The sequence below is a fragment of the Paraburkholderia sp. BL17N1 genome (genome assembly GCF_003634175.1).
In the GTDB taxonomy this organism is placed as follows: domain Bacteria; phylum Pseudomonadota; class Gammaproteobacteria; order Burkholderiales; family Burkholderiaceae; genus Paraburkholderia.
In genome coordinates this window covers 508,861-535,796 of sequence record NZ_RBIW01000002.1, presented here as the reverse complement: position 1 = coordinate 535,796, position 26,936 = coordinate 508,861, and the positions used below count along the sequence as shown (strand labels likewise).

At 63.7% G+C, this 26,936-nt stretch carries 21 protein-coding genes; 9 read left to right on the top strand and 12 right to left on the bottom strand.

Annotation, left to right across the window (positions count from 1 at the left end; all coding sequences use genetic code 11):
• Positions 1-88: 88 nt before the first annotated feature.
• Positions 89-1,972, bottom strand: coding sequence for a sugar phosphate isomerase/epimerase and 4-hydroxyphenylpyruvate domain-containing protein (locus B0G82_RS22225; RefSeq protein WP_121309061.1), 1,884 nt, complete (start codon positions 1,970-1,972; stop codon positions 89-91).
• A gap of 314 nt (positions 1,973-2,286) precedes the next feature.
• Here B0G82_RS22225 and aroQ point away from each other — a divergent pair, with 314 nt between their 5' ends.
• The 3 genes from aroQ to B0G82_RS22210 are packed head-to-tail and all read left to right on the top strand — an operon-like array spanning position 2,287 to position 5,076.
• Positions 2,287-2,742 (top strand): type II 3-dehydroquinate dehydratase, encoded by a 456-nt coding sequence (gene aroQ, locus B0G82_RS22220; RefSeq protein ID WP_116145643.1) that lies wholly within the window; start codon positions 2,287-2,289, stop codon positions 2,740-2,742.
• On the top strand, positions 2,739-3,641 hold the full coding sequence (locus B0G82_RS22215) for a shikimate dehydrogenase (RefSeq protein WP_121309060.1): 903 nt from the start codon (positions 2,739-2,741) through the stop codon (positions 3,639-3,641). Before aroQ ends, B0G82_RS22215 begins: the two co-directional genes overlap by 4 nt.
• 49 nt (positions 3,642-3,690) lie before the next feature.
• Positions 3,691-5,076, top strand: coding sequence for an MFS transporter (locus B0G82_RS22210; protein ID WP_121309059.1), 1,386 nt, complete (start codon positions 3,691-3,693; stop codon positions 5,074-5,076).
• Between the two features lie 75 nt (positions 5,077-5,151).
• Here B0G82_RS22210 and B0G82_RS22205 read toward each other — a convergent pair whose 3' ends face one another.
• The 5 genes from B0G82_RS22205 to B0G82_RS22185 all read right to left on the bottom strand — a co-directional run bounded on the left by B0G82_RS22205 (position 5,152) and on the right by B0G82_RS22185 (position 9,869).
• Entirely contained in the window at positions 5,152-5,847 is a 696-nt protein-coding gene (locus B0G82_RS22205) for a TetR family transcriptional regulator (protein ID WP_106277280.1), read from the bottom strand.
• A gap of 94 nt (positions 5,848-5,941) precedes the next feature.
• Positions 5,942-7,222 (bottom strand): FAD-binding oxidoreductase, encoded by a 1,281-nt coding sequence (locus tag B0G82_RS22200; RefSeq protein WP_116145637.1) that lies wholly within the window; start codon positions 7,220-7,222, stop codon positions 5,942-5,944.
• A 133-nt stretch (positions 7,223-7,355) separates the two neighbouring features.
• Positions 7,356-8,138 carry an anti-sigma factor gene (locus tag B0G82_RS22195; protein ID WP_121309058.1) on the bottom strand — a complete coding sequence of 261 codons (783 nt, stop codon included), beginning with the start codon at positions 8,136-8,138 and terminating at the stop codon, positions 7,356-7,358.
• Positions 8,138-8,707 carry a sigma-70 family RNA polymerase sigma factor gene (locus tag B0G82_RS22190; RefSeq protein WP_121309057.1) on the bottom strand — a complete coding sequence of 190 codons (570 nt, stop codon included), beginning with the start codon at positions 8,705-8,707 and terminating at the stop codon, positions 8,138-8,140. Before B0G82_RS22190 ends, B0G82_RS22195 begins: the two co-directional genes overlap by 1 nt.
• 229 nt (positions 8,708-8,936) lie before the next feature.
• Positions 8,937-9,869 (bottom strand): dihydrodipicolinate synthase family protein, encoded by a 933-nt coding sequence (locus B0G82_RS22185; protein ID WP_121309056.1) that lies wholly within the window; start codon positions 9,867-9,869, stop codon positions 8,937-8,939.
• A gap of 132 nt (positions 9,870-10,001) precedes the next feature.
• Between B0G82_RS22185 and B0G82_RS22180 the strand changes: the two genes are divergently transcribed.
• Together B0G82_RS22180 and B0G82_RS22175 are read left to right on the top strand one after the other, a co-directional pair.
• Positions 10,002-10,985 carry a LysR family transcriptional regulator gene (locus B0G82_RS22180; protein WP_121309055.1) on the top strand — a complete coding sequence of 328 codons (984 nt, stop codon included), beginning with the start codon at positions 10,002-10,004 and terminating at the stop codon, positions 10,983-10,985.
• Positions 10,986-11,181: 196 nt separating this feature from the next.
• A complete protein-coding gene (locus B0G82_RS22175; RefSeq protein WP_121309054.1) occupies positions 11,182-14,262 on the top strand; it encodes a transglycosylase domain-containing protein in 3,081 nt (1,026 codons plus the stop codon).
• Between the two features lie 52 nt (positions 14,263-14,314).
• Here B0G82_RS22175 and B0G82_RS22170 read toward each other — a convergent pair whose 3' ends face one another.
• From B0G82_RS22170 to B0G82_RS22145, 6 genes are all read right to left on the bottom strand, one after another.
• The gene (locus B0G82_RS22170; protein ID WP_121309053.1) at positions 14,315-15,541 is read right to left on the bottom strand and encodes an ROK family transcriptional regulator; all 1,227 of its coding nucleotides are present in this window, start codon (positions 15,539-15,541) and stop codon (positions 14,315-14,317) included.
• 30 nt (positions 15,542-15,571) lie between these two features.
• Complete coding sequence (locus B0G82_RS22165) at positions 15,572-16,369, bottom strand: ATP-binding cassette domain-containing protein (protein ID WP_116123531.1); 798 nt, start codon at positions 16,367-16,369, stop codon at positions 15,572-15,574.
• Positions 16,370-16,388: 19 nt separating this feature from the next.
• The gene (locus tag B0G82_RS22160) at positions 16,389-17,375 is read right to left on the bottom strand and encodes an ABC transporter permease (RefSeq protein WP_116145623.1); all 987 of its coding nucleotides are present in this window, start codon (positions 17,373-17,375) and stop codon (positions 16,389-16,391) included.
• Positions 17,376-17,465: 90 nt separating this feature from the next.
• Positions 17,466-18,470, bottom strand: a complete 1,005-nt coding sequence (locus B0G82_RS22155; RefSeq protein WP_121309052.1) for a sugar ABC transporter substrate-binding protein — start codon at positions 18,468-18,470, stop codon at positions 17,466-17,468.
• Positions 18,471-18,917: 447 nt separating this feature from the next.
• Entirely contained in the window at positions 18,918-19,682 is a 765-nt protein-coding gene (locus B0G82_RS22150) for a flagellar brake protein (RefSeq protein ID WP_121309051.1), read from the bottom strand.
• Between the two features lie 251 nt (positions 19,683-19,933).
• On the bottom strand, positions 19,934-20,965 hold the full coding sequence (locus tag B0G82_RS22145) for a LacI family DNA-binding transcriptional regulator (RefSeq protein WP_121309050.1): 1,032 nt from the start codon (positions 20,963-20,965) through the stop codon (positions 19,934-19,936).
• A 194-nt stretch (positions 20,966-21,159) separates the two neighbouring features.
• On the opposite strand from B0G82_RS22145, the gene ugpC reads away from it, so the two are divergent.
• The 4 genes from ugpC to B0G82_RS22125 all read left to right on the top strand — a co-directional run bounded on the left by ugpC (position 21,160) and on the right by B0G82_RS22125 (position 26,926).
• Entirely contained in the window at positions 21,160-22,314 is a 1,155-nt protein-coding gene (ugpC, locus tag B0G82_RS22140; protein WP_121309049.1) for a sn-glycerol-3-phosphate ABC transporter ATP-binding protein UgpC, read from the top strand.
• Positions 22,315-22,325: 11 nt separating this feature from the next.
• Positions 22,326-24,311 carry a beta-galactosidase gene (locus B0G82_RS22135; RefSeq protein WP_121309048.1) on the top strand — a complete coding sequence of 662 codons (1,986 nt, stop codon included), beginning with the start codon at positions 22,326-22,328 and terminating at the stop codon, positions 24,309-24,311.
• Positions 24,312-24,397: 86 nt separating this feature from the next.
• Positions 24,398-25,651, top strand: a complete 1,254-nt coding sequence (locus tag B0G82_RS22130; RefSeq protein WP_116123536.1) for an ABC transporter substrate-binding protein — start codon at positions 24,398-24,400, stop codon at positions 25,649-25,651.
• A gap of 297 nt (positions 25,652-25,948) precedes the next feature.
• On the top strand, positions 25,949-26,926 hold the full coding sequence (locus B0G82_RS22125) for a sugar ABC transporter permease (RefSeq protein WP_106277311.1): 978 nt from the start codon (positions 25,949-25,951) through the stop codon (positions 26,924-26,926).
• Positions 26,927-26,936 lie beyond the last annotated feature (10 nt).

Genomic DNA, 26,936 nt, shown 5'->3' with positions numbered 1-26,936 from the left:
GCGCGGCTCCCCCGCCGATGACGCACGCGCCGTGCCCGCCTGGCCGCAACCGCCGGGCCTGAATTCGCTTGCCTGATGCGCTCAAAGCCTATTTGCGCCGCTGCGCCTGCGCGGCGAGCCGCACGGCGGCGTTGGCCGCGCCGTAGCCGTCGTAACCGCCGCGCCGCTCGACGATCTCCATGAAGAAGCGCTGGTCGAGCTGCTCCGTGTAAGCATGAAAAAACTCGCCGCCGCGCTCGTCGCGGTCGTACAGGATGTTATTGGCCCGCAGTGCGTCCAGCGTCTCGTCCGGCAGCGCGTAGCGGGCGGCCAGATCTTCGTAGTAATTGCGCGGGATGCGCAGCACCGGCAAGCCGTCCGCGACGAACTCGGGAATCGCGCTGAAAATGTCACTGGTACTGAAGGCGACGTGGTTCAGCCCCGAGCCGTGATAGGTGTGCAATGCCTCGGCCACCGCCGTGTGATGGTCCACGGAGGCATTCAGCACGATACGCACCGAACCGTCGTGGCTGCGCAGCGCGCGGCTGCGCACGAGGCCGTACGGATCGGGCACCAGCACACCGGGCTCGGCCTGGAAGCCCAAGGCAGTGCGTAGAAACAGCACCCACGTATCCAGCGAATTTGCCGGCACCGACAGGCACACATGGTCGATGCGGCTCAGCGGCCCCACTTCGCTCGGGCCGTTGATATCGGTGAGGACGAAATCGGCCTCGAATAGGGTGGGCTGGTCCGGGGTTTCGTCGACGAAATAGTTCAGGCTGCTGTCCGGCGCCTGCACGGCGGGCAGCACGCGCTCGTGCGGGCCGATTTGCCCGGAGAACGGCGCGTAGCCGAAGCCGGCGGCGCGTTCGAACGCCTGATTGGCGTCGTCCACGCGAAATGCCGACGCGCACAGCGACAAGCCGTGCTGCTGGAAGAATGCGTTGGCGAACGAATCCGGCTCGGCGTTCAGCACGATCGAGGCCGCGCCGTGCTGATACAGCGTGACTTCCTTCGAACGATGTCGGCCCGCTTCGCGAAAGCGCAGCTTGCCGAGCCAGTCGACGAGCTGCGCGCGCGTGCCGTGGTCGACCGCGAACTCCAGGAACTGATAGCCGACGTGCGCGGGCGCCGCGGGCGAGCGGTACAGGTCGCCGACCGGTTGTTGCGTGCTTTCGAGCAGCGCGCGCGTCTGTTCCTCCAGAAAGAGTAGCGAGCGATGACCGTCGGCGGCCGTGATGGTGGTCGGAGCGGCACGAAAGCCGTCGTTGAATATTTCCAGCGAAAGCGGCCCGCTGTAGCCGGTTTTCACGACCTGCGCCGTGAAATTGGCCAGATCGAAATCGCCCTGGCCAGGGAAGCAGCGGTAGTGGCGGCTCCATTCGAGCACGTCCATGGCGAGCTTCGGCGCGTCGGCGATCTGCACGAAGGCGATGCGCTCGCCCGGAATGTCGGCGATCGCGTCCGGCGTGTCGTTCAACGACAGCGTGTGGAAGCTGTCGAGCACCAGCCCGAGATTGGGATGATTGACGGCGCTCACCAGCTTCCACGCGTGCCGGTAAGTCTTGACGTGCTTGCCCCACGCAAGCGCTTCATAGCCCGCGATCACGCCGGCCGCCTCCGCCGCGCGGGCCAGCGCGCCGAGCTGATCGATCATTAGCGCGTCGTCGCCGATGGTGTCGGGCGAAACGTTGCTGCACACCAGAATGCGGTCCGTGCCCAGTTCATGCATGACGTCGAACTTGCGCTTCGCGCGGTCGAGATTGCGCTCGAGGCGCTCGGGGCTGACACCGTCGAAATCGCGGAAGGGCTGAAACAGCATGATTGTCAGCCCGAGATCTTCGGCGATGCGCCGCACGTCGGCAGGCGAGCCGTCGAAATACAGCAAATCGTTCTCGAAGATCTCGACGCCTTCGAAGCCCGCCGCCTGGATCGCGGTCAGCTTCTCGACAAGGGTTCCGCTGATCGACACGGTGGCAATCGAACGTTGCATGAACGGCTCCTGCTAAAACAATCGAACGGCTGTTGAATTGGCGCGCAACCGGGCGCGACGTTCGCACGTCCGGTGACGGGCATGCTGCAATGCGGAAAATGGACCAGTTCGTTACATGGCTCAGCAAAACGCAAGCCACAAACTCCCACACTAATCGAAGTCATCGGCAGTTTATACAAACTAACTAGATGGTACAAATTCGTAGAAACCCCAAATGACGGCGCCGCCCAATGCGCGCACACTTCGCTCACGTTGAAAAACCGCGGCGATTGCCGTGGCTGGCTTGTTTGCCTTACCTGGCGGGAGTGGTTGTCATGAGTTTTGCGTCAGTACTGGTCCTCAATGGACCGAATCTCAATCTGCTCGGCACGCGCGAGCCGGCTATCTATGGCTCGGAAACGCTCGACGACGTCGCGAAACTTTGCCGCGATGCGGCAGAGCGCCTGAATCTGTCGATCGACTTCTGTCAGTCGAACGCCGAACATCAACTGATCGACTGGCTGCACGCGGCGCGAACCAAGGTCGACGGCATCGTGATCAATCCGGCGGCTTACACGCATACGTCGGTGGCCATCGCCGACGCGCTGACGGCCATCGAAAAGCCGGTCATCGAAGTGCATATTTCAAACGTGCATCGCCGCGAGGCGTTCCGGCATCACTCGTACGTGTCGGCCGTGGCGGACGCGATCATCATCGGTTGCGGCACGCAAGGCTATGTACTGGCTTTGGAGCGGATGGCGACCATTCTTAAGAATAGGGCGGCGAAATGAACGTACAAGCGAACGCACAAGCCAACGCAGAAACCAGCTCACAGGCAACACCGCATTCCTATCTGGTCGGCCTGATCGGCGCGGGCATCGGCGGATCGCTGTCGCCGGCCATGCACGAGGAAGAGGGCAGCAAACTCGGTCTGCACTATGTGTACCGCCGTATCGACCTTGAAGCGCTGAAACTCGACGTCGCCGCGCTGCCCGATTTGCTGACGGCGGCCGAACGCATGGGCTTCAACGGTCTGAACATCACGTACCCGTGCAAGCAGGCCGTCATTCCGCTGCTCGACGAACTCTCCGACGACGCGCGCGCCCTCGGCGCGGTCAACACGGTGCTGTTCAAGGACGGCAAACGCACCGGCCACAACACGGACTGGTCCGGTTTCGCGCGTGCGTTCCAGCGCGGCTTGCCGGACGTCTCGCTGGAGCGCGTGGTGCAACTCGGCGCGGGCGGCGCCGGCGCGGCAGTCGCGCACGCCGCGCTGAACATGGGCGCGAAGTCGCTCACGCTATTCGACGTGGACGCCGCGCGCGCCGCGTCGCTCGCCGACGAATTGCAGAAGCGTTTTCCGGCCGCCACCGTCAGCGCCGGCAGTTCGCTCGCCGAATCGCTCGCGGCCGCCAACGGCCTGATTCACGCCACGCCGACGGGCATGGCGAAATTGCCCGGCTTGCCATTGCCGGTTGAATTGCTGCACCGCGATCTGTGGGTCGCGGACATCGTCTATTTCCCGATTCGCACCGCGCTGTTGCAAGCCGCCGAAGCCCTTGGCTGCCGCACGCTGAGCGGCGGCGGCATGGCGGTGTATCAGGCGGTCGACGCCATGCGAATTTTCACCGGTCTCGAACCGGATGCTGAACGGGTGTACACCCATTTTCAGTCGTTGTTGCAACGCTAACCGGCAGCGTGTCGACCGGTAACAAGCAGATCGAGGAGACGACCACCCCATGCAGCAACCGATTCAATCCAGTCCCGCCGACACCGCCGCGCCGCAAGGCGCCACCGTCAGCACCGCGCGCCGCTCGAAAGCCCGCTATCAGATTCTGGCGCTGCTCGCGGTCGGGACCATGATCAATTATCTCGACCGCACGGTGCTCGGCATCGCGGCGCCGCAGTTGACCAAAGAACTCGGCATCAACGCCGCGCTGATGGGGCTGCTGTTCTCAGTGTTCTCGTGGAGCTATGTGGCCGCGCAGATTCCGGGCGGCCTGTTCCTCGACCGCTTCGGCAGCAAGGTGACGTATTTCCTGTCGATGACCTTCTGGTCGCTGTGCACGCTCGCGCAAGGGCTGGTGCACGGCATCGGCGCGCTGTTCGTATTCCGCCTCGGCCTCGGCGTCTCGGAAGCGCCGTGCTTTCCGACCAATAGCCGTGTCGTTGCCACGTGGTTTCCGCAGAGCGAACGCGCGATGGCGACCGGCACGTACACCGTCGGCGAATATATCGGCCTCGCTTTCTTCAGCCCGTTCCTGTTCATGCTGATGGGCACGTTCGGCTGGCGCTCGCTGTTCTATGTGGTGGGCGGCGTGGGTCTTGTGTTCGGCGTGATCTGGTGGATGTTCTACCGCGAGCCGCGCGATCATCCGTCGGCAAATCAGGCGGAACTCGACTATATCGAAGCGGGCGGCGGTCTGACGCATCGGAAGACGAACGCCGATGCAGCGGCCGCCACGGGCGCGGCGGCAACGGCGGCATCGGCACAAAGCGGCTTTGAATGGCGCACTATCGGACGCCTGCTCAAGCATCGTCAACTGACCGGTATCTGCCTCGGCCAGTTCGCCGGCAACTCGACGCTGGTGTTCTTCCTCACCTGGTTCCCGACGTATCTCGCCACCGAACGTCATATGGCGTGGCTCAAGATCGGCTTCTTCGCGATCATGCCGTTTATTGCCGCGTCGATCGGCGTGATGTTCGGCGGTTTATTCTCCGACTGGCTGTTGCGCCGCGGCAAGTCGCCGAACGTGGCGCGCAAGCTGCCGATCATCGCCGGGCTGCTGCTCGCTTCGACCATCATTCTCGCCAACTATGTGGACAGCAACGTGGCGGTGATCGCGATCCTGTCGGTGGCGTTTTTCGCGCAAGGCATGGCCGCGCTGGGCTGGACGCTGGTGTCGGACATCGCGCCGGATGGCCTGCTCGGCGTGACCGGCGGCATCTTCAACTTCGCGGCAAACCTGGCCGGCATCGTAACGCCGCTGGTGGTGGGTTTCATCGTGGCGGCAACCGGCTCGTTCGTCGGTGCGCTGGTGTTCATCGGCGCGATCGCGCTGGTCGGGGCGCTGTCGTACATCTTCATCGTCGGCGATATCAAGCGGATCGTGTTGGTGGATTGAGCGCTTGAGCGCTGGACAAAAAAAACGGGACGTGGCGAAAGCCGCGTCCCGTTTTTTACTTGAGGCCCGATTGCCTCAATCGTCCTTGCGCACGAACCGCAGCACGGCATCCACAATCATCGCGCGATGCCGCGCACGCAAACGCGGGTGCGACGGATCGCGGCCGAACGCCGTGCCGAACGTATGGCGATTGCCGACACGATGAAAGCACAGCGAACTGATCAGCAGATGCAGATCGATCGGATCGATATCGCTGCGGAACTGCCCGGCCGCAATACCGCGCGAGAGCAGATCTTCGATCGTATGAATCACGGTGACGTTGCGGCCTTTGAACGTCTTGACCTGCTCGACGTATTTGGCGCCGTGAATATTTTCGATCGTGACGAGCCGCACGAAATCGCGCTGGCGGTCGTGATAGTCGAACGTAAATTCGACGAGCGCGCGCATGCCTTCGACCGGATCGAGTTCGCTGACGTGCAGATCCTGTTCGAGCGCGCGAATGTCCCCGTACACTTTTTCCAGCACCGCCTGGTACAACCCTTCCTTGCTGCCGAAGTAGTAATACAGCATGCGCTTGGTGGTGTTCGTGCGCTCCGCGATCGCGTCGACGCGTGCGCCCGTCAGTCCCATCGCGGAGAACTCCTGGGTCGCGACGTCGAGAATGTTGCGCTTCGTCTGTTCGGGATCGTACTTGCGCCGGGCGTCGGTACGCGGAGTGTCGGACGGGATGCCGTTGGTATCAGGCTCGGCAGCCTTGCTTCCCTTTTTCATTGTGTATTCGAGCGGCGATGACGGCGCATTCTAGCACGGTCAAATCGGCCTCCGGAGCGGGTCTCGGGCATATGCGGCCGCGTATCGGCGGACATCAAACCGCGGGGCGGCGGCGCGCGGCGAGCGCGTCGCGTGTCTGCATGGCGGTGTAGGTCAGTTGCGCGGCCGCGAGGCCGAGCGCGCCGTAAGCGGGCGTCAGGCCAAAAGACGCAAACGCCTCGGGCACCGGACGCTCACCGGCAATCGCCGCCGCCAGCAACTCGCCGGATACGGTGGTCGGCGCCATGCCGTGTCCGCCGAAGCCGACCGCGTACCAGACGCCGTCCGGGCTGCGGCCGATCTGCGGCATCTTGTGCCGCGCGTAGCTCATCAGGCCGCCCCACGCGTACTCGATGCGCACGTCGCGCAACTGCGGATAGACCTTGAGCAGATCGCGTTGCAACAGCCGCGCGATCACTTCGGGCGCGCGGTCGCGCACCGAGATGCGGCCGCCCCACAGAATCCGGGTGTCGGGCAGAGGCCGGTAATAGTCGAAGGCGAAGCGCGTGTCGTAGATGGCGGCGCGCGTATCGATCGCGTCTTGCAGACGCGCGCCGAGCGGTTCGGTCGCCATCACGTAGGTGGCGATCGGCAGCACCGCGCGTTCGACCAACGGATAGACGCGGCGCGCGTAGCCGCCGCCCGCCATCACCACGTGTTGCGCGTCGAGCGCGCCGTGCTGCGTGTGCACCACGAAGCCCGCGCCGTCGCGCTCGAGACGCACGACCGCCGAATTCTCGTGGATCCGCACGCCGGCATGCGCCGCGGCGTTAGCCACGCCAAGGACGTACTTCAGCGGATGAAAGTGGAATGCGTTGCGCTCGAACAGACCGCCATGGTAACGGCGCGTTTTCAGTTGCGAAGCGAGCTGCTGCGCCGCTACCGGTTCCCACTCGACGCCGAACGAATCGCGCATCAGGCGCCGCTGCGATTCCAGTCGAGCCGGTTCGTCGAACCAGTTGGCGAGGATTACGCCGGCGTCGGTCGCGTCGCAGTCAATGTGATAGCGCGCGATCCGTTTGCGCATTAGATCGACGGCGTCGGTGGTCAGCGTATAGAGTTCGCGGGCGCGTGCGGCGCCGAGGGTTTTGAGCAGATCGGCGCAATCGAGGCTATAGCCGCCGAACACGAACCCGCCGTTGCGACCGGACGCGCCGAAACCCACTTGCCGCGCTTCGAGCACGGTAACGTCGGCAACGCCTCGTTCAGCGAGTCCTAACGCCGTGGACAATCCCGCCAGGCCGCCGCCGATGATGCAGACATTGGCGCTACGCCGGCCGGCCAGCGGCGCATAAGCGGACGTACGGACGACAGTGGCTTCGTAAAAGCTTTGCATAGCGGCTAGGGTAGCGGCAATCGCGCCCTTGCGTCCAGCCGGCGCGCTGCCGTTGAGTGGAACCGCGTATGAAAACAAGGGCCGACATCCGCATCGAGCGAATAGCGGCCCTGTCCTGTTGCGGACGGAACGTCTAGGACACCGGCAGCAACTTGCCGGTGAACACGACTGGACCGCTCGGCGCGTTGTGATCGGGCGAGCCGCCCGGCGCTTCGATCGACACGGCCAGCGCCGCGTAATTCTCCGGCTTCTGCTGGCCGGCCGTGACCTTGCCGTTCGCGCTGTCCGGCAGCATGCCGAGCGAGACCGGATGGCCGCTCGCCGGTATGCCCCATAGTTCCATCGCCCGGCCGGCGGGCAGGTCGACCTTGCCGAGCGGATGCACCGTCATGGTCGAATGCGCCTCGTCCCACGCGACCAGCATGACCGGATGCGCGTCCTTGTTGTTCAGCACGGCGACATGCGACACAGCCGTTTCGGGTTGCTGAGCAACGGTCGGCGCCGTGACAGGCGGCGTGGCGGACGGCAGCAGCGAGCGCACCGCGACCACCACGGCCACCGCGGCGAGGCCCGTGACGCCGAGCGCCCAGCCGCGCCAGAATGCCAGATTCTCGAAGATGCTGCGCGACGGCCGCGCGAGTGTTTCCACCACGGTGCGCGGACGTGCCGCCTCGCGCGTGGCCGCGAGGCCAAGGCGCCGTTCGATGGCGTCCCAGACGGCGGCCGGCGGCATGCGCGGCTCGGCGAGTTCCGCCATCGGCGAGATGCGCCGCTGCCATTCGTCGACGGCTTTGCGGATCGTCGCGTCGTGGTCCGCGTAGTGTTCGAAGCGGCGCCGCGCGTTGCCGCGCAGCGTGCCGAGCACATATTCGGCGGCCAGCAGATCGACGAGCTGAGGATAGCGATGCAGATTCATCACTCGCCTCCCAGGCAGGTCTTCAGCTTGGCGAGGCCGCGCCGGATCCATGACTTGATGGTGCCGAGCGGCACGCTCAGCACTTCGGCGATCTCGCTATGGCTTTGATCGCGCAGATACGCGAGGGCGACAGCCTGGCGCTGCGCGGGTTCCAGCTGCTGCATGCAGCCGGCCAGCAAACGCGCCTGCAGGCTGACCGCGCTCAGCGCTTCGGGATCCGGGTCGCCGGTCGCCACGAGATCGTCCAACGCATCGCTCCATTCCGTTTCCTGCGTATTGACCCGCCGCAGATGATCGAGAGCACGGTTGCGGACGATCGCCGACATCCACGTCATCGGGGCGGACAATGCGCGGCGATAGTCGCCGGCAAAGCGCCAGATATTGACGAAGCTGTCCTGCAAAACTTCTTCGGCCCACTCGTGCTTGCTCAATATACGGAGCGCGAGGCCGAACAGTTTCGGGGCGGCGAGATCATACAGCTCGCGCAACGCCGCGCCATCTTGTTTGGCGACACGTTCGAGCAGCTCGGCGAGCGTTTCCGGCGTCAGTTCTCGAGGATTGGCGGTCATGGAGGGAGTCAGGGTGAGCTTGCGCGCCTATGTTACTCAACTTCTCCGCTAGCTTGTACGTGGTTTTTTTTCGGCGCCCTGCATCCGTTAGGGCGGGGTTTGCGTACATGGCTGCGGAGCGCGGCGTTGCGTGTGCTCGCGCCATGACGATAGTGCGCGCCGCGCCGCGCTTTCAGGCAGTCGGGGCGCGGGGTGCGTGTGAGTGGGAGCAGCGCCGTTGCGGCGCGCTTTAACGACCCCAGTGCAGCACCAGTGGATCGAGCCGCCGCGCGACCTTCAACAGTCCTTCGCGCGTGGCCGGATGCATCTGCGGCAGCGGATGGCGCACCGCATCCGAGCGGATCACGCCGCCTTCCTTCATCAGCGCCTTGCACGAGGCGAGGCCGCCCTGGCGGTTCTCGTAATTGATCAGCGGCAGCCATTGCTGATAGTGCGCGGCGGCCGCCTCGGTGTCGCCGGCCGCATAGGCGTCGATGATCAGACGGATGCCGTCGGCGTAGCCGCCGCCCGTCATCGAACCGGTTGCGCCCGCATCCAGATCGGCCATCAACGTGATGGCCTCCTCGCCGTCCCACGGACCCACGATTGCATCGCCGCCCAGTTCGATCAGCTCGCGCAGCTTGTTCGCGGCCTGCGGCACTTCGATCTTGAAGTACGACACGTTGTCGATCTCGCGCGCCATGCGGGCGAGAAACGGCGCGGACAACGGTGTGCCGCTGACCGGCGCGTCCTGAATCATGATCGGGATATCAATCGCGTCGGACACCGTGCGGTAGAACTCGTAGATGCCACGTTCGCCGATGCGGATGGTCGCGCCGTGATACGGCGGCATGACCATCACCATCGCGGCGCCCGCGGCCTGCGCGCTGCGGCTGCGTTCGGCGCACTGATATGAACTGAAGTGCGTGGTCGTGACGATCACCGGCACGCGGCCCGCGACGTGTTCGAGCACGACGTGCATGAGCGTGTTGCGCTCATCGTCGGAGAGCGCGAACTGTTCGGAGAAGTTCGCCAGAATGCACAGCCCGTTCGAACCCGCGTCGATCATGAAATCGATGCAGCGTTTCTGGCCTTCGAGGTCGAGCCGGCCGGCGTCGTCGAAGATGGTCGGCGCGACGGGGAACACGCCGCGCAATGCAGCAGGATGGGATGACTGGTTCATGGTTGTGTGTTTTGGTGGGTGTGGGAATGTCTCCACTGGCGACTATACGGCGGTGGGGCACCGCGGGTATATTGAATTGTTTCCATCTTGTGATCGCTTTTGCGACTCACCCATGCTTCAATGCGATCCGCCATGAAAAATACCCTCAACGTCCTGCTGTCAAAGCTGCGCATGAAGCAACTCCAGTTGCTGATCGCACTCGACGACCTGAAGTCCCTGCACAAGGCCGCCGGCGCGATGTCCATGACGCAATCGGCCGCCAGCAAGGCCTTGCAGGAACTGGAGGCGATGCTCGACGCGCCGCTCTTCGAGCGCTCGAAGAGCGGCATGATCCCGAATCAGCTCGGTCACTGCGTGATCCGCTACGCGCGGCTCATGACGACCGATCTCACCGCGCTCTGCCAGGACGTCGCCGAGATACGTTCCGGGCGCGGCGGGCGGCTTGCGATCGGCGCGATCATGGGCGCGATTCCGGAGTGCGTCGTGCCGGCGCTGAATCAACTGCATGCGGCCCAGCCGGATCTTTCCGTCGAAGTGGTGGAAGACACGAGCGCGCGCATGCTGCAGCAACTCGACGACGGCCGGCTCGATCTGGTGATCGGCCGCGCGGCGGTGGCGGCCGATCCGTCGAAATATCACTATCGTCCGCTAGGCGACGAGCCGCTCTCGGTGGTGGTCGGCTACGGTCATCCGCCGTTGCCGAAGAAAGAGGTGAAACTGCGCGATCTGGCCGGCCACCGTTGGGTGATGTATCCGTCGCATATGCCGCTGCACGCGCTGCTCGAACGTGAGATGGATCTGGCCGGTCTGCGGATGCCGGATAACCCGGTTTCTACAGCCTCGACGTTCGTGACGGTGGCGCTTCTGCAAAGCAGTCACGATCTGGTTTCACTGTTGCCCACGGCAATCGCCGGCTTGTTCGTTCGGCAAAAAATGCTGCGCCTCGTGCCGGTGAAGCTCAAGTCGCCTTCGCAGACTTTTGGCATCGTGACGCGCAAGGGCGGTGTGCTGTCGCCGCCGGCGGAACAGTTCATTGATCTGCTGTGCGCGCAGCCGGTCGAACAGGCGCAGGGACGGCTGCCGGACCGGCCGGCGAGAAAGCAAAAAACCGCCTGAAGCGGCGGTTTTTTCATCACAGGAAAGACGCTCAATATCGCATGGCAATTCACGCCGCGCCATGCTTCGCAAACGGGTGTTGTAGCCGCGACACTCTCGGGTAAATCCGAACGGATCGCGGGTTCGCGTTCCGCGCTACACTGCTTCGAAGGTGTGCCGGCCCTGAAGAAACCGGTGCCCGCTCGGGGAGAGCACCATGAATCGGCCGCTGATTCGTTTACCGTTTCGCGCAACGGGCACGACGCCTGTGCGCAAGTGGATCAAATGGGCGCTGCTGGCGGCATTTTTGCTTGCGCTGGCATTGGCGGCACGCTTTTGCCAGATCGAGATCGAAACCTCGCGATTGCAGGCGCACTATCTCTCCGAATTGACTCGCGACGTCGGTTTTTCCGTCGCGGACGGTCCCAGTCACTCCATCCGTTTTCCCCAAGCCGACAAAGGCCCTTACGACAGCCGCCTGGGCTACGCATTGCTGCCGTCCATCGAGCAGCGTCTGTTGCAACGCGGCTTTGAAATCACCACTCAGGCGCGCGACTCCGAGCGGATGCTGTCTCTGGCGGACAACGGCCTCTTTTTGCCGTACGAAGAAAAAGATCAGGCGGGCCTGCGACTCTTCGACGGCACCGGCGCGCCGCTCTTCGCCGCACAGTTTCCCGGCCGCGTGTACGACAGCTTCGACGCGATTCCGCCGCTGGTCGTGAATTCGCTGCTGTTTATCGAAGACCGCTATCTGCTCGATCCGAACCAGCCAAACCGCAATCCGGCTATCGACTGGGGCCGCTTTAGCCGCGCATTGGCCGATCAGGGCGTGCGCGTGTTCAATCACCATCAGTCGCAGCCCGGCGGCAGCACGCTCGCCACGCAGATCGAAAAATTCCGCCACTCGGCGGGCGGCCGCACGGCGACGCCGCCGGAGAAACTGCGGCAGATTGCGTCGGCTTCGGTGCGCGCCTATCTGAACGGCCCGCAGACCATGCCGGCGCGCCGGCAGATCGTGGTCCACTATCTCAACTCGGTGCCGCTGGCCGCGCAGCCGGGCATTGGCGAAATCAACGGTATCGGCGACGGTCTCGCCGCCTGGTATGGCCGCGATTTCAACGACGTCAACCGCGTCCTCGCAGCGCCTTCGACCGAAGAGAATCTGCCGGAGCAGGGCATCGCATTCCGGCAGGTGCTTTCGTTGATGATCGCGCAACGTGCGCCGTCGTATTTCCTGCATCACGGCTACAAGGAACTCGAACGGCTGACCGACAGTTATTTGCGGCTGCTGGCGAACGGCGGCATCGTGTCGATCCCGTTGCGCGACGCCGCGCTCTCCGCGGTGGTCGATTTGCACCGCGCGCCCGTCAAAACGGCCAGTGCGGATTCCTTCGTGTCGCGCAAGGCGGTGACGTCCATGCGTTCGCATCTGCTCGCCGCGCTCGGTATGCCGAGTTTTTACGAACTCGACCGCCTGGATCTGCAGGCGAACGGCACACTCAACAACGCCGTTCAGCAAGCCGTGAGCGACCGGCTCGCCGCTGCCGCCACGCGCGACGGCGCGAAAGCGGCGGGCCTGGTCGGCTTCGAAATGCTGCGCGCGTCGGACGATCCGTCGAGAATCGCCTACAGCTTCACGCTGTTCGAGCGGCGCGACGGCGCCAACCTCGTGCGCGTGCAAACCGACAGCGTCAACCAGCCGTTCGACATCAACTCCGGCGCGCGCCTGAATCTCGGTTCGACGGCGAAACTGCGTACCGTGGTGACGTATTTGCAGATCGTTTCCGACCTGCACAAGCGCTATGCACCGTTGAGCACGGCGGAACTGAAAGCCGTGAAGTACGATCCGAACGATCAACTCACGCGCTGGTCGCTCGACTATCTCGCGCACACCTCGGACCGTTCGCTGCAAGCCATGCTCGACGCGGCCGTGGAGCGCAAATACTCGGCTAGTCCCGGTGAAACGTTCTACACGGGCGGCGGCGCGCAGACCTTCAACAATTTCGAATCCGACGACAACAGCCGCATTCTGACCGTACACCGCGCGTTCCAGCATTCGGTGAATCTGGTGTTCGTGCGGCTGATGCGCGACATCGTCCATTACGAAATGGTGCAGACCACCGGCCCGTCGGCACAATGGCTGGCCGATCCCGAGATGCGCAAGATGTATCTGACGCGCTTCGCTGATCAGGAAAGCCGCGTGTACATGAATCGTTTCTACACGAAGTATCACGGTAAGACGCGCGATCAGGCGCTCGCACTGCTGCTGCTCGGCGTGCGCAAATCGCCGCCCAAGGTGGCGACGGTATTGCGCAGCGTCGCGCCGGACGAGTCGAATGCGTGGTTCAACGCGCAAATGCGCGCGGCGCTGAAGAACACGCCGGCCGCCTCCGTGCTCGACGACGAAGACCTCGCGAACCTGTATGCCAAATACGCAATCGACCGCTTCAATCTGAACGATCGTGGCTATATCTCGAGCGTGCATCCGCTGGAACTGTGGACGCTCAACTATCTGCGCGAACATCCCGACGCCACGCTCGAACAGATCCAGAGCGCGAGCCGTGACGTGCGTCTGTCGACTTATTCGTGGCTCTTCAAGACGCGCTATCACGCGACGCAGGACCGCCGCATCAAACGGATGGTCGAACTGCGCGCTTACGATGCGATCGGCAAATCATGGCAGGCGCTCGGCTATCCGTTCGCGACGCTCACGCCTTCGTATGCCGCGGCAATCGGCGCGTCGGGCGACCGGCCGGCCGCGCTTGCACAACTGATCGGCGTGATCGCCAACAACGGCAACAAGGTGCCGACGGAAAGTCTCACGCAACTCGACTTCGCGAAAGACACGCCTTACGAAACGCACTTCAAGCGCGCGGCGGTTGCGCCGGAGCAGCAGTTGTCGCCGGAAATCGCGAGCACGGTGAAAGTGTTGCTGCGCGATGTGGTGACGGGCGGCACGGCGAAGCGTCTCGCGCAAGGCATGACGTTCCCCGATGGACAGACGTTGGAGGTGTACGGCAAGACCGGCACCGGCGATCAGCGCTTCAATGTGTTCGCCAAAGGCGCGCGGCTGATCGAGTCGCGCAAGGTGAACCGCAGCGCGACTTTCGTGTTCGCGATGGGCGACCGGTTCTACGGCACGTTGACCGCGTGGGTGCATGAACCGTATGCCGCGCATTACGAGTTCACCAGTGCGTTGTCCGTGCAATTGCTGAAGTCGTTGGCGCCGGTGTTGCAGCCGTTGCTGAACGATGCGCCTGTGAAGACGGCTTCGACCACCAAGGTCGCCGCGCAATGAGCATGGAGTCAAGGATGCCGGCGCTGACGCTAACGCATCACAACGTCAGCGTTTAGTAGATCGTCTCCGCCGCCGGCTTCAGGAACAACTCATGCACCGGCGCGAAATGCGCATAGAGCGGCAGAATCGCGCCGCCCATCGCGCGCGCATCGGCGCCGATCGCGCCTTCCAGCAATTGCGGACGCACCATGCCTTCCCATTCGAAGCGGTCGAGCACGCGCTCGGTGCGGCGAATGATTTCGCGCAACAGTTGCCGGTCGAGTTCGCCGTCGATCACGATCGCATCGAGATCGAGCAGGGCGGCCGCATTGGTCAGTGCAGTGGCAATTGCGGGGCATGCGCTATCGAGCCATTGCTCGGTGTGCCGCCACAGTTCCGGCGACAACGCGCGATGGTCGTGCGCCGCCGCAGCCGGCGCGCCCGCATCGGTCAACAGCTTTTCGAGCACGAAGCCCGACGCCGCGTGCAGCAGCTGGCGCGCGGGTTTGCGCGCGCCGCCTTCACGCAGCGGAATCGAGCCGACCGCGCCCGCGTTGTCGTGCGGGCCGCCATGCAGACGGCCGTCGATCACAAGGCCGCCACCGATAAACGTGCCGACGAACAGATACAGGAAATTGTGAATGCCGCGCCCCTGGCCCATCACGAGTTCGGCGGCGCACGCGGCCGTGGTGTCTTTGGCGAACTCGACGGGCAAGCCCGTCATGGTGGCGATGCGCGAGCGCAGATCGATCTCGTTCCATGCTTCCAGCGCGTCGGGCGGCGCGCCGAGAAAGTCACGCCAGCCGCCGAGCCACAAAGGCGCTGCGACGCCCACGCCGACCACCTGGCTGGCCCTCGCGCCGAGCGTCTGGTGCACGCGCGCCAGTTTATTTTCGAGCGCGGGAAACAGCGTGCGTGGATCGGGATACGCGTAATCGAAGACATCGCGGTGCACCACGTGGCCTGCAAAATCCATCGCCAGCACGTCGAGACTGCGCCGTCCCACCTTGACGCCGATGGTGTACGCGCCTTGCGCGCGCAACGCGATCGGCACCGACGGCTGGCCGATCCTGCCGCGCACGCGCGCCTGCTTTTCAAGCAGCCCGTCGTCGATGAGACGCTCGACGATCATCGACACCGTCTGCATCGAAAGACGCGTGAGGCGTCCGACGTCGGCTTTCGGCAGCGGCCCATGCAAGCGGATCGCCTGCAACACGATGCGCTCGTTGAACTGCCGCATGCCGACCTGATTCGAGCCGACCGTGCGTTTGAGGGGCGAACGGGTGCCGGTGGTTTCCATGGTGGGCGCCCGCTCAGCAGGATGCGCGCATCATGCAATCGCCTTGACGTCTGCTTCCTTTGCGCCGGTCATGATTGCCACCGCCTCCGACATGTGGATGTCCGCCCGGTTCACGAGCGCCGCGCGCCGGCCGAGTCGCTGAATATGAATGCGGTCCGCGATCTCGAACACGTGCGGCATGTTGTGGCTGATGAGGATCACCGGCAGGCCGCGATCGCGCACGCGCCGGATCAGTTCCAGCACCATGTTGCCTTCCTTCACGCCGAGCGCGGCGGTCGGTTCGTCGAGAATCACCACGTGCCGCGCGAACGCCGCGCTGCGTGCCACGGCCACGCCCTGGCGCTGGCCGCCCGAGAGCGTTTCCACGGCCTGGCGCATCGAACGGATACCGATCTGCAGGTCTTTCATATGCGCGGTCGCTTCGTCCAGCATGCGGCGCTTGTCGATCATCTTGAAGATCGAGCCGCGCCAGCCGGGCTTCAGCAATTCGCGCGCAAGGAACAGGTTTTCGGCGATGCTCATGGCCGGCGCCACGGCGAGTTCCTGATACACCGTCTCGATGCCTTGCGCGCGGGCATCCAGCGGGCTGCGGAATTTGACCGGCTTGCCGTCGAGCAGAATCTCGCCTTCATCCGGCACCGTGGCGCCGGAAAGGGCCTTGATCAACGACGATTTTCCCGCGCCGTTATCGCCGATCACGGCCATGATCTCGCCGGGCAGCACTTCGAAATCGCAACCGTCGAGTGCGGTCACATTGCCGTAGCGTTTGATGAGTCCGCGCGCCTGCAGAACGGGCATCGTGGAAGAAGCAGAAGTGGGGGTAGACATGACGGATTCCTCTGGCTGTTCAACCGCGACGATGGGAAAGTTTGTCGGCGGCCACCGCGAGAATCACCAGCATGCCGGTGATCAACACCTGGTAAACCGAAGAAACGCCGATCAGGGTCAAGCCATTGCGAAACACGCCGACGATCAACGCGCCGAGCAGCGTGCCGACAATCGAGCCGCGTCCGCCGAACAGGCTCGTGCCGCCGAGCACGACCGCGGTAATACTGTCGAGATTCTCGGTTTGTCCCGCCTGCGGGTCGCCCACGCCGGTACGCGACACGGACAACAGCGCGGCGATGCCGTAGATCGCGCCCGCCAGCGAGTACACGGTCAGCAAGATTTTTTGCGACGAGAGGCCCATCAGGCGCGCGGCCTCGGGGTTATTGCCGAGCGCGTACAGATGCCGGCCCGGCACGGTGTCGCGCAACACGAACCACGTGGCCAGATACATCAGCAAGGTGAGCACGGTGCCGTACGTGACATCCGCGGGGCCGAGCTTGAATGTGTTGCCGAAGAACATGATCGCGTCCGGCAGGTTCGACACGCTCTCCGCGTTCGAATAGATCTGCGTGAGCGCGAAAGCGATATTCAACGTACCTAAGGTGACGATGAAGGCAGGCAATTTGATGCGCGTGATCAACACACCGTTGAGCGCGCCGAACAACGTGCTCGCGCCAACGCCGCACAGAATCGCGACGACCGGCGGTACGCCGAGCGTGACGGCGAATTTGGTCATGATGATCGAGCCGAACGCCATCACCATGCCGCACGAGAGGTCGATGCCGCCAGTCAGCACGATGAGCGTCTGGCCGATGGCGATGACCGCGACCACCATGGTTTGCTGCAGAATCAGCGAGAGGTTCTGGAACGACAGGAAGCGGTCGCTTTGCGAAATGAAAAAGCCGCACGCCAGTACCAGTGCGATGAGTGGCCCGACTTCGGCAAGCGATGGCATGCGCTCGGCGAACGAACGCGAGTGGCCGGCGGGCGCGGAAGGAGTCGACATGATGGATGACCTCGATACAGAAGCGTGGCGCTTTGGCCACGCGGCAAATGCGATGGCGGCCCGGCGAAGCGGGCCGCCGTTCAGTGCGTGTTACTTGTTGCCCCAACAGTTGTCGAGGCCGAACTTCGTGTCCTTGCTGTCGATGCCGGACATCGGTTTGTCGGTGATCAGCGTCACGCCGGTGTCCTGATAGCCGGAGACCTTCTTGCCGGTCTTCGCGTATTCGACGCCGGCCGTCACGCCGAGCGAGGCCATCTTCAGCGGATACTGCTGCGAGGTCGCGGCGATCGCGCCGGCCTTGACGTTGCGCACGCCTTCACAGCCGCCGTCGATCGAGACGATCATCACGCTCTTGTCCTTGCCCGCCGCCTTGAGCGCGCGATAAGCGCCCGCTGCCGCCGGCTCGTTGATGGTGTAGACCACGTTGATGTCGGGCGACTTCTGCAGGCAGTTTTCCATCGCCGTCTGGCCCTTGGCCTGGTCGCCGCGCGTGTCCTGGCTGCACACCACGGAAGGATCGCCTTCCTTCACGCCGAAGCCTTCCAGGAAGCCGTTATGACGCAGCACGCCGACCGAGACGCCGGGCGCGAGATCGAGCGTGGCGATCTTCGCGGGCTTGCCGTTGAGCGCGGCTTTCGCGTACTTGCCGATCAGCACGCCGGCCTTGAAGTTGTCGGTGGCGAAGAGGGCGTCGGTGGCGTCTTGCGGATCGGTCGGTGTGTCGAGCGCGACCACCATCACACCGGCGGCGCGCGCTTTCTTGATGCTCGGCACGATCGCCTTGGTGTCGCTCGGCGTGATCAGAATCGCTTTCGCGCCGGCCGTCATCATGTTTTCAATGGCGGTGACCTGACTCGCGTTGTCGCCGTCGAACTTGCCGGCCGCGGTGATGAGCTTCGCGCCGTCTTTCGAGGCGGCCGCTTCGGCGCCCTGTTTCATCTTGACGAAGAACGGGTTGGTGTCGGTCTTGGTGATCAGGCCGACGACCGGCTGGTCAGCCGCGTGGCTCGCACTCGCACACCATACCGCCGATGCCGCGACGCACATCGACACGATTTTCCTGGCGACAGGAAGCCTGCGGGAATTCAGATTCATGGGACGCTCCTCCGGTTTTTGGCAACGACGTTGTGGTACTGGCGGTTGCCTGCGCGAACGCTGCGCGCTGACAACCTGGTTTGCGATCTGCTGCGCGATGACGGCGGTCCGAATCGACTTCGACCTGGGTCGATTCGCGCTGCCTAAATCACTCAAGTTGATTTAGTACAGCAGGCGCATCGACTTGCGTCAAGGAAATCATTGGCATGGAACGATTGCGCGCGCCACTCAGCAAGCTGGCTGAACGCCTTATGTGGTGGGGCTTCGGCGGAATGGTGCGATGCGAGATCGAGCGTCCGGGCTTGGGGAAAGTCCTGGCTCGAATGAAGGTGAATTGAAAGCTGAATGCGGTCTTCCCGACGCCAAATCGTTGGCGTCGCGAGGGTATTCAGCGAACCCTGAAGTGCGCGGATATCGTGGTTATCACGATGTCCATGACGAATCGGCCTAACGGCGCGGTGCGAGTGCTTGCCGCCTCGTTTCGAGTTGCGTGACGACGCGTTGCAAGGTCCGCTCGGCAGGGCCTGGCGTCGCGACGAACTTGCAGCCGATCACAAAGCGCCGGTCGCCCTTCGCTGTGGTTATCTGTCGTGGCGCGACGATTTCCAGATCGAGTCGCAGCATGCCGAAGCTGCCAAGTTGCAGTGCGACGCCGCGCAGCACCGTGCCGCGTTCGAGCGAAGCGAAGCGTTCGTCGGCGGTCTTTACCGCGATGCCGCCCAGCGAGAGATCCTGCAACTCCAGCCGGAACGAGCCGCCATCCGCATATTGACCGCTTGCGACGTACGGGTCGAGCACGGGCGTTTGCACTCGGAAGAATTCGCGGCGTTGAATGTAGTAGATCAACGCAGGGAAGGGCGCTTCGAAAGCCGGCAAACCGTCGAACTGAGTCGGCGTGGCATCAAACGCTGTGAACTCGGTGCGAATGCCGCCGGGCAGGCTGCGGAACGTCAGCTGCCGGGCCGCGGGCAAGGCCTCGTTGTCATCGGCCGCGCTACCGGCGTCGAAGACAAAGCGCGCATTGCGCGAGTCGACATCGAGTATCTGCGTGACGATTTGCCGGCCATTGAACTCGATCGTGACGAAGTCCTGTCCGGCCATCAGTTGGCGCAGACACACGGCGATTTGCAAAGGGTGGCGCTGCGCGAAGTTCGAGTCGGCGTCGAGGGTGTGTTCGGCGACGTCAGCGTCCAGCGAGAGATCGGCAATCATTCGAATATCCATGCGTGTTATGGCCTTGGCCCGGCCGGTTGGCGAGCGCGGACGGCCTCTGGGTCGTCGCGGTGCTCGGCCTTTCCCTGTTTAATTGCAGGGACCGTGCCAACTGCATGGATCGCTGGATGAATGCGCTGCGCTTGCGGCGGTGCCGCTTGCGGCGGGCGTTTGCGGATAGCGCGTGAGGAGCGCGGCGGGTGCGTAGCGAGGATTCGCTACGTAACGTCCGCGATGCTGTTACGGCCACATCAGCGCGAACGCGGCACGCCCGTGGATGCGCGCACAACCAGTTCGGGCGGCGAGGCGATGCGCATCGGTACGCCGGCCGTTGGGCGACCCGCCTGTCCATACGACGACTCGATCAACTCACGCAACAGCGATACCGCGAGCCCGGCGACTTCGACCGTCGGCACCGCGACCGTCGTCAACGCGGGACGCGACTCGCGCGCGAGTTGAATGTCGGTGATGCCGATCACGGACAGGTCCGCCGGCACGTTCAGGCCGAGGTCGGCGGCGGCGTGCATCGCGCCGAGCGCGGGCAGGTCGTTGGTCACAAAGATCGCGGTGAGCTTCGGATCGCTTTCGAGCAGCGCGCGTGCCGCTTCGTAGCCGCCCTGGATCGTATCGGCCGCATGTTTGACACGACCTTTCGGTGCGCCGCCGGCGCGCAGCGCATCGACAAAACCTTCGTAGCGGGCCGCATGAATGCCCGAGGCCTTGCTGCCGACAATCGCGCCGATCCGCCGGTGGCCGAGCTCCAGCAAATGCGCGCCCGCCAGTTCGCCGGCACGCCGGAAATCGACCGCGACGCACGGCAAGCCCGGCGGCTCGTTAGGCCGCTCCCACATGCATAGCACGACTGGCGTGCCGCGCGCTTCGGTCGTATGAAGATCGGCGAAATCGAGGTTCGCGTTCGTCACGAGCACGCCTTCGGAGAGCGTGCCGGCGATCTGGTCGAGATACGCGCGGCCGGTGTGCGGATCTTCGTTCGTATTGCAGATAATCACGAAGTGGCCGCTCGTGCGCGCCGCGCGTTCCACGGCGAGCGCGAACTCCGGATAGAACGGGTTGGCGATGCTCGACACCATCAATGCGAGCGTCGGTGCGCGACCTTCGGCGAGGGCGCGAGCGGCGAGATGCGGGCGGTAGCCGAGCGCTTCGACGGCTTCGAGCACGCGCTGCCGGGTGGTCGCGCCGACCCGCCCGCGATTACGCAGCACGTTGGATACCGTCGCCGGGGTGACGCCGGCATGACGCGCGACTTCGCTGAGTGTGGGCATGATGTTTTCATTATTTGGGACGACTGCCCGACATTTGCATCGCGCGCCAAGGCGCGGCACCATCTGTCGCACAGACAAAACGATCTCGGAGACAGGCAAGGCGCAAACGATCCCAAGCGATCGATTTTTTTCGGCCTTGCTGATTAAGCGCTTAATCTCCGACTTCGAGCCGATTAAATCACGGAGTCGATGCAATGGCGAGCATTTCGTTAAGAGGCGTGCAGAAGGCGTATGGCGATGGCGCGCCGGTGATCCGCGACGTGGATCTCGAGATCGGCGAGAACGAGTTCTGCGTGTTTCTCGGTCCGTCCGGCTGCGGCAAGTCCACCTTGCTGCGCATGATCGCCGGACTCGAAGACCTCACGGACGGCGACCTCTCGATCGGCGGCAAACTCATGAATGACGTGCCGGCCGCGCAACGCGGCGTGGCGATGGTGTTCCAGAGCTACGCGCTGTTTCCGCACATGAGCGTGTTCGAAAACATGGCGTTCGGGCTGAAGCTCGCTAAAACCCCCAAGGATGAAATCGACCGCAAGGTGCGCGAAGCCGCGCGCATCCTGCAACTGGAAGCGCTGCTCGAACGCAAGCCCAAGGCATTGTCGGGCGGCCAGCGGCAGCGGGTGGCGATTGGCCGCGCGATCGTGCGCGAGCCTGGCGTGTTTCTGTTCGACGAGCCGCTGTCCAATCTCGACGCCACGCTGCGTGGCCAGACTCGCATCGAAATCGCGCGGCTGCACAAGCAGTTTGCCAAAGCCAGCGTGGTCTACGTGACGCACGACCAGATCGAGGCGATGACGCTCGCCGACAAGATCGTGCTGCTGCATGCCGGCAAGGACACCGAGCGCTACGGCAGCATCGCGCAAATCGGCGCGCCGCTCGAGTTGTACCACCGTCCGAAGAGCCGCTTCGTCGCGGGTTTCATCGGCTCGCCGCGGATGAATTTTCTGCCGGGAAGAGTGGCTTCGGTCGATGCGCAAGGCGTCACCGTCACGCTCGATCACACGCATGAAACCATGCGGGTGCCGGTGAGCGGCACGGGGCTGCAAACCTCGCAAGCGGTTACGCTCGGCGTGCGCCCTGAACACCTGGAATTTGTCGACCCGGCTTCCGTCGCGCCGGACGACGCGGTGCTGACACGCACCGTATCGCTCGTCGAACAACTCGGCGAACACAGCTATGTCCACCTCGATCAGCCCGGCGGCGCCGCGCTGATCGCCAAAGCGCCGGGCAATACGCGCCTCGCGCCCGGCGAGCGCGCGAGCTTGCGCGTGCCCCGTTCCGCCTGCCACTTATTTACCGAAGACGGCTTTGCCGCCGCTTCGCTGGAATCCGTCGAACACTACGCATAGAGGACATTCGGATGCGCCTTGGAGTCTGTTATTACCCGGAACACTGGCCGGAGTCGATGTGGGAAGACGACGCTCGCCGGATGAAAGCCCTCGGCATCGAACAGGTGCGGATCGCCGAATTTGCCTGGAGCCGGATCGAACCGACGCCGGGCGAATACGATTGGGGCTGGCTCGACCGTTCGATCGACGTGCTCGGCGCGGCCGGCCTGCAAGTGGTCATGTGCACGCCGACCGCGACGCCGCCGAAGTGGTTGATCGACCGCCATCCGGACATTCTGCCGGTCGGCGCCGATGGCCGCCCGCGTGCGTTCGGCTCGCGACGTCATTACGACTTCTCGTCGCCGTCGTATTTCGCCGCGTCGCAGAAAATTTGCACGGCCGTGGCCGAGCGTTACGGCAAGCATCCGGCTGTCGCCTACTGGCAAACCGACAATGAGTTCGGCTGCCACCACACGGTGGTCAGTTATTCGCCGGCGGCGGTGGGTCGCTTTCGCGAGTGGCTCAAAGCGCGCTATCACACCATCGACGCGTTGAACCGCGCATGGGGCACGGTGTTCTGGAGCATGGAGTACCGCAGCTTCGACGAGATCGACGCGCCGGTTGCGACCGTGACGGAAGCGCATCCTTCGCATCGCCTCGACTACCGGCGTTTCGCCTCCGACGAAGTGGCGCGCTATAACCGCATGCAGGTCGAGATCATCCGCGCGCATTCGCCGGGTCGGCCGGTTGCGCACAACTTCATGCAACTCTTCACCGAGTTCGATCACTACAAGGTCGCGGCCGATCTCGACGTGGCGACGTGGGACAGTTATCCGCTCGGCGCGCTCGAAGAGCAATGGTTCGCGCCGGAGGTGAAAGCGCGTTGGCTGCGTAGCGGGCATCCGGACTTCGCGTCGTTCAATCACGATGTTTATCGTGGCATGTCGAAGCTGCCGTTCTGGGTGATGGAGCAGCAGCCGGGTCCGGTGAACTGGGCGCTGTGGAATCCCGCGCCGTTGCGGGGCATGGTGCGGCTGTGGAGCTGGGAGGCGTTCGCGCATGGCGCGGGCTGCGTGTCGTATTTCCGCTGGCGTCAGGCGCCGTTCGCGCAGGAACAGATGCATGCGGGACTGAATACGCCGGACAACCGCCTGGACGTGGGCGGCAACGAAGCGTCGCAAGTCGCTGGCGAGATTCGCACGGTGCTCGCCGCGAATGCCGACGCAAACGCCGCGGTCCGTTCGAAAGTCGCGCTCGTCTACGATTACGAGGCGAAGTGGCTGTTCGAGATTCATCCGCAGGGCGCGGACTTTCACTATCCACGCTTCGCCTTCGAGTATTACTCGGCGCTGCGCGCGCTCGGGCTCGACGTGGATATCGTGCCGGTGGATGCGCCGCTCGACGGCTACAGCCTGATCGTCGTGCCGCCGTTGCCGGTCGTGCCTGTAGCGCTTGCGGAGCGTCTGGCGTGTTCGGGTGCGCAGGTCGTGCTCGGACCGCGCACCGGTTCGAAGACTGAAGATTTGCAGATTCCCGTGAATCTGCCGCCCGGCGCGCTGGTTTCGGTGTTGCCGTTGCGCGTGTGGCGCGTCGAATCGATGCGGCCGAACGTGACCGAGGCAGTGCGGCTCGCTGACGGCGAAGGTGCTGGCGGAGAAGACGGTGTCGCCCGTCACTGGCGTGATTTCATCGACACCGACGGGGCGCAAGCGCTCGACGTGCGGGCCCGATTCGCGGACGGTCATCCCGCGTATGTACAGGGCGGCGCGTTCCATTACCTGGCGAGTCTGTTCGACGACGCGTTCACGGTGCGTCTGTTCACGCGCATCGCACAGGAAGCGGGACTCGAAACGACGCCGCTCGGCGAAGGCGTGCGAGTGAGCCGCCGCGGCGCGCTGACCTACGTGTTCAACTACGGCGACGAAACGCACACGCTCGCCGGCGTAGCCGACGACGCCTTCGTGTTCGGTTCGCACGCGATCGAACCGCAGGGCGTGGCCGTCTATCGAACTCAATGACGACCTGATGCACCGACGCAGTGTCCAACGAAATTCCATGCAGTAACACAACGACGCAAAATCAAGGAATCAAGGAGACAGGCAACATGAAAATGAAACCACGCAAGATTCTGTTGGCACTCGCGCTGGCCGCCGCGGCGGTGGGGACGTCTGCCGTCAGCACGGCACAGGCGGGCACGCTTACGGCCAATATCGCGTTCAAGGGCGCGAGCCAGCGCGCCGTCTGGCAGTCGGTCATCGACGACTTCAAGAAGGCGCATCCCGGCATCGACGTGAAAGTGTCGTTCGTCGACGAAGAAGCGTACAAGGTGCAATTGCCCGGCTGGCTGACCACGGTCGCGCCCGATATCGTCAACTGGCATGACGGCGAACGCATGGCCTATTACGCGCAGCGCGGCCTGTTCGAAGACCTGAGCGGCGACTGGGCGAAGAACGGCTGGAACGACATGTATGCGTCGACCAAAGAGGCTTCGTCGTATAAGGGCAAGCAGTACGCCGCGCCGACCGTGTACTACTCGTGGGGCATGTTCTATCGCAAGGATCTGTTCCAGAAGGTCGGCATCAACGGCGAGCCGAAAACATGGGATCAGTTTCTCGAGGACTGCAAGAAGCTGAAGGCCGCCGGCATCGCGCCGATCGCCGTGGCGGGCCGTGACTCGTGGACGCTCGCAGGTTGGTTCGATTATCTGGACCTGCGTTTGAACGGCAACGCGTTCCATCAGAAGCTGATGGCGGGCGAGATTCCGTACACCGATCCGCGCGTGAAGAAGGTTTACACGACGTGGAAGCAATTGATTGATGCAGGCTATTTCATCGACAACTCGCTCTCCTACGATCTCGATTCGGTGCAGCCGTTCCTGTTCCAGGGCAAGGCCGCGATGATGCTGATGGGCACATTCATCACCGCGGGTTTCCCACCGAACGTGAAGCCGGAAATGGGCTACTTCCAGTTCCCGATCATCGACGCAAAGGTGCCGACTGCTGAAGACGGCCCGGTGGAATCGCTGCATATTCCGTCGAAGGCGAAGAACAAGGCGGATGCGCATACGTTCCTTGCGTTCGTCGAGACGCCGGAAATCGGAGCGAAGCTGGCGACCGGACTCGGCTCGCTGTCGGCGAACAGCAAGTCGCCGGAACCGGAAGATCCGATCTCCAAGATCGGCTTCCAGATTCTTGCGAACACCAAGGGCGGCATCGCGCAGTTCTATGATCGCGACATGACGAAGGAAATGGCCGACGAAGGTATGAAGGGGATGCAGCAGTTCATCTCCGACCCCACGAAGCTAGACGACGTGCTCGCGCAACTTGAGCAGACGCGCAAGCGGATCTACAAGAAGTGAGCGGCGGCGGCCGCGAGGCCGCCTTCCGTTGCGTTGAGTTGCATATCGGATCGGAGTAAGTGCTTTGCATGGGACTGGAGTAACGCGCTAAAGCGCGAACTCCAGTCGACAGCTAAAGCGCCATCTCTGGTCGACCGCTTTGCATGGGACCAGAGTAGGGCGCTAAAGCGCCATCTCTGGTCGACCGCTTTGCATGGGACCAGAGTAGGGCGCTAAAGCGCCAACTCTGGTCGACCGCTTTGCATGGGACCAGAGTAGGGCGCTAAAGCGCCAACTCTGGTCGACAGGAGAACGATTGTGTCGCATTCCGTCACCCGCCACACTGTCGGCGGTCATGCTGAACCCGGCGGCCCGGGGTTGCCTGCGCCGGGCGGCGCCGTGCGCGGCGGCAAGCCGGCCAGTTCGCGGCGGCGCGGTCCGTCGCCCACCGCGCGCCGGCAGCGGCGCGCCGCTTTTCTGTTCCTCGCGCCGGCCTGCGTGATGGTGGCCATCTACGTGGTGTGGCCGATCCTCTCCACCATTCGCCTGAGCTTTTTCAACTGGGATGGGATGAGTGAGCCGTCTTTCGTCGGACTCGCGAACTACGTCGAGTTGTTTCATGCGCAGACGTTCTATACGGCGCTCAAGAACAACGTCATCTGGCTACTGCTGTTCCTGCTCGCTCCGCCGATGGGACTCGCCGTCGCGCTGTATCTGAATCAGGCGGTGGCCGGCATCCGTATCGTCAAATCGCTATTCTTCGCGCCGTTCGTGTTGTCGGGCGTAGTGGTCGGCTTGATCTTCTCGTGGTTTTACGACCCCACCTTCGGTCTGCTCGCGATGATTCTCGGCCACGGTGTGCCGGTCCTCGGCGACCCACGCTATGCGACGTTCGGGATCGTATTCGCGGCACTGTGGCCGCAAACCGCTTACTGCATGATTCTCTATCTGACCGGGCTGACCTCGCTGAACGCTGAGCAGATCGAGGCCGCGCGCATGGAAGGCGCGCGCGGCTGGTCGATGTTGTGGCATGTGATCCTGCCGCAACTGCGGCCCACCACGTTCATGGCGATCGTCGTGACGATTATCGGCGCGCTGCGCAGTTTCGATCTGATCTCGGTGATGACGAGCGGCGGTCCGTTCGAAAGCTCGACCGTGCTCGCGTATTACATGTACGACCAGGCGATCAAGTACTACCGCATCGGCTATTCGGCGGCGGTGGCGGTCGTGCTGTTCGCCATTATGCTGGTGTACATCGTTTATCACTTGCGGCGGATGCTGCGCGCCGAGCAATAAGGAGCCGACC

What these genes read in the sequence shown, in the direction of transcription:
- B0G82_RS22225 (WP_121309061.1), bottom strand. Translation starts at nt 1,972, where the DNA reads ATGCAACGTTCGATTGCCACCGTGTCGATCAGCGGAACCCTTGTCGAG.
- aroQ (WP_116145643.1), top strand. Translation starts at nt 2,287, where the DNA reads ATGAGTTTTGCGTCAGTACTGGTCCTCAATGGACCGAATCTCAATCTG.
- B0G82_RS22215 (WP_121309060.1), top strand. Translation starts at nt 2,739, where the DNA reads ATGAACGTACAAGCGAACGCACAAGCCAACGCAGAAACCAGCTCACAG.
- B0G82_RS22210 (WP_121309059.1), top strand. Translation starts at nt 3,691, where the DNA reads ATGCAGCAACCGATTCAATCCAGTCCCGCCGACACCGCCGCGCCGCAA.
- B0G82_RS22205 (WP_106277280.1), bottom strand. Translation starts at nt 5,847, where the DNA reads ATGAAAAAGGGAAGCAAGGCTGCCGAGCCTGATACCAACGGCATCCCG.
- B0G82_RS22200 (WP_116145637.1), bottom strand. Translation starts at nt 7,222, where the DNA reads ATGCAAAGCTTTTACGAAGCCACTGTCGTCCGTACGTCCGCTTATGCG.
- B0G82_RS22195 (WP_121309058.1), bottom strand. Translation starts at nt 8,138, where the DNA reads ATGAATCTGCATCGCTATCCTCAGCTCGTCGATCTGCTGGCCGCCGAA.
- B0G82_RS22190 (WP_121309057.1), bottom strand. Translation starts at nt 8,707, where the DNA reads ATGACCGCCAATCCTCGAGAACTGACGCCGGAAACGCTCGCCGAGCTG.
- B0G82_RS22185 (WP_121309056.1), bottom strand. Translation starts at nt 9,869, where the DNA reads ATGAACCAGTCATCCCATCCTGCTGCATTGCGCGGCGTGTTCCCCGTC.
- B0G82_RS22180 (WP_121309055.1), top strand. Translation starts at nt 10,002, where the DNA reads ATGAAAAATACCCTCAACGTCCTGCTGTCAAAGCTGCGCATGAAGCAA.
- B0G82_RS22175 (WP_121309054.1), top strand. Translation starts at nt 11,182, where the DNA reads ATGAATCGGCCGCTGATTCGTTTACCGTTTCGCGCAACGGGCACGACG.
- B0G82_RS22170 (WP_121309053.1), bottom strand. Translation starts at nt 15,541, where the DNA reads ATGGAAACCACCGGCACCCGTTCGCCCCTCAAACGCACGGTCGGCTCG.
- B0G82_RS22165 (WP_116123531.1), bottom strand. Translation starts at nt 16,369, where the DNA reads ATGTCTACCCCCACTTCTGCTTCTTCCACGATGCCCGTTCTGCAGGCG.
- B0G82_RS22160 (WP_116145623.1), bottom strand. Translation starts at nt 17,375, where the DNA reads ATGTCGACTCCTTCCGCGCCCGCCGGCCACTCGCGTTCGTTCGCCGAG.
- B0G82_RS22155 (WP_121309052.1), bottom strand. Translation starts at nt 18,470, where the DNA reads ATGAATCTGAATTCCCGCAGGCTTCCTGTCGCCAGGAAAATCGTGTCG.
- B0G82_RS22150 (WP_121309051.1), bottom strand. Translation starts at nt 19,682, where the DNA reads ATGATTGCCGATCTCTCGCTGGACGCTGACGTCGCCGAACACACCCTC.
- B0G82_RS22145 (WP_121309050.1), bottom strand. Translation starts at nt 20,965, where the DNA reads ATGCCCACACTCAGCGAAGTCGCGCGTCATGCCGGCGTCACCCCGGCG.
- ugpC (WP_121309049.1), top strand. Translation starts at nt 21,160, where the DNA reads ATGGCGAGCATTTCGTTAAGAGGCGTGCAGAAGGCGTATGGCGATGGC.
- B0G82_RS22135 (WP_121309048.1), top strand. Translation starts at nt 22,326, where the DNA reads ATGCGCCTTGGAGTCTGTTATTACCCGGAACACTGGCCGGAGTCGATG.
- B0G82_RS22130 (WP_116123536.1), top strand. Translation starts at nt 24,398, where the DNA reads ATGAAAATGAAACCACGCAAGATTCTGTTGGCACTCGCGCTGGCCGCC.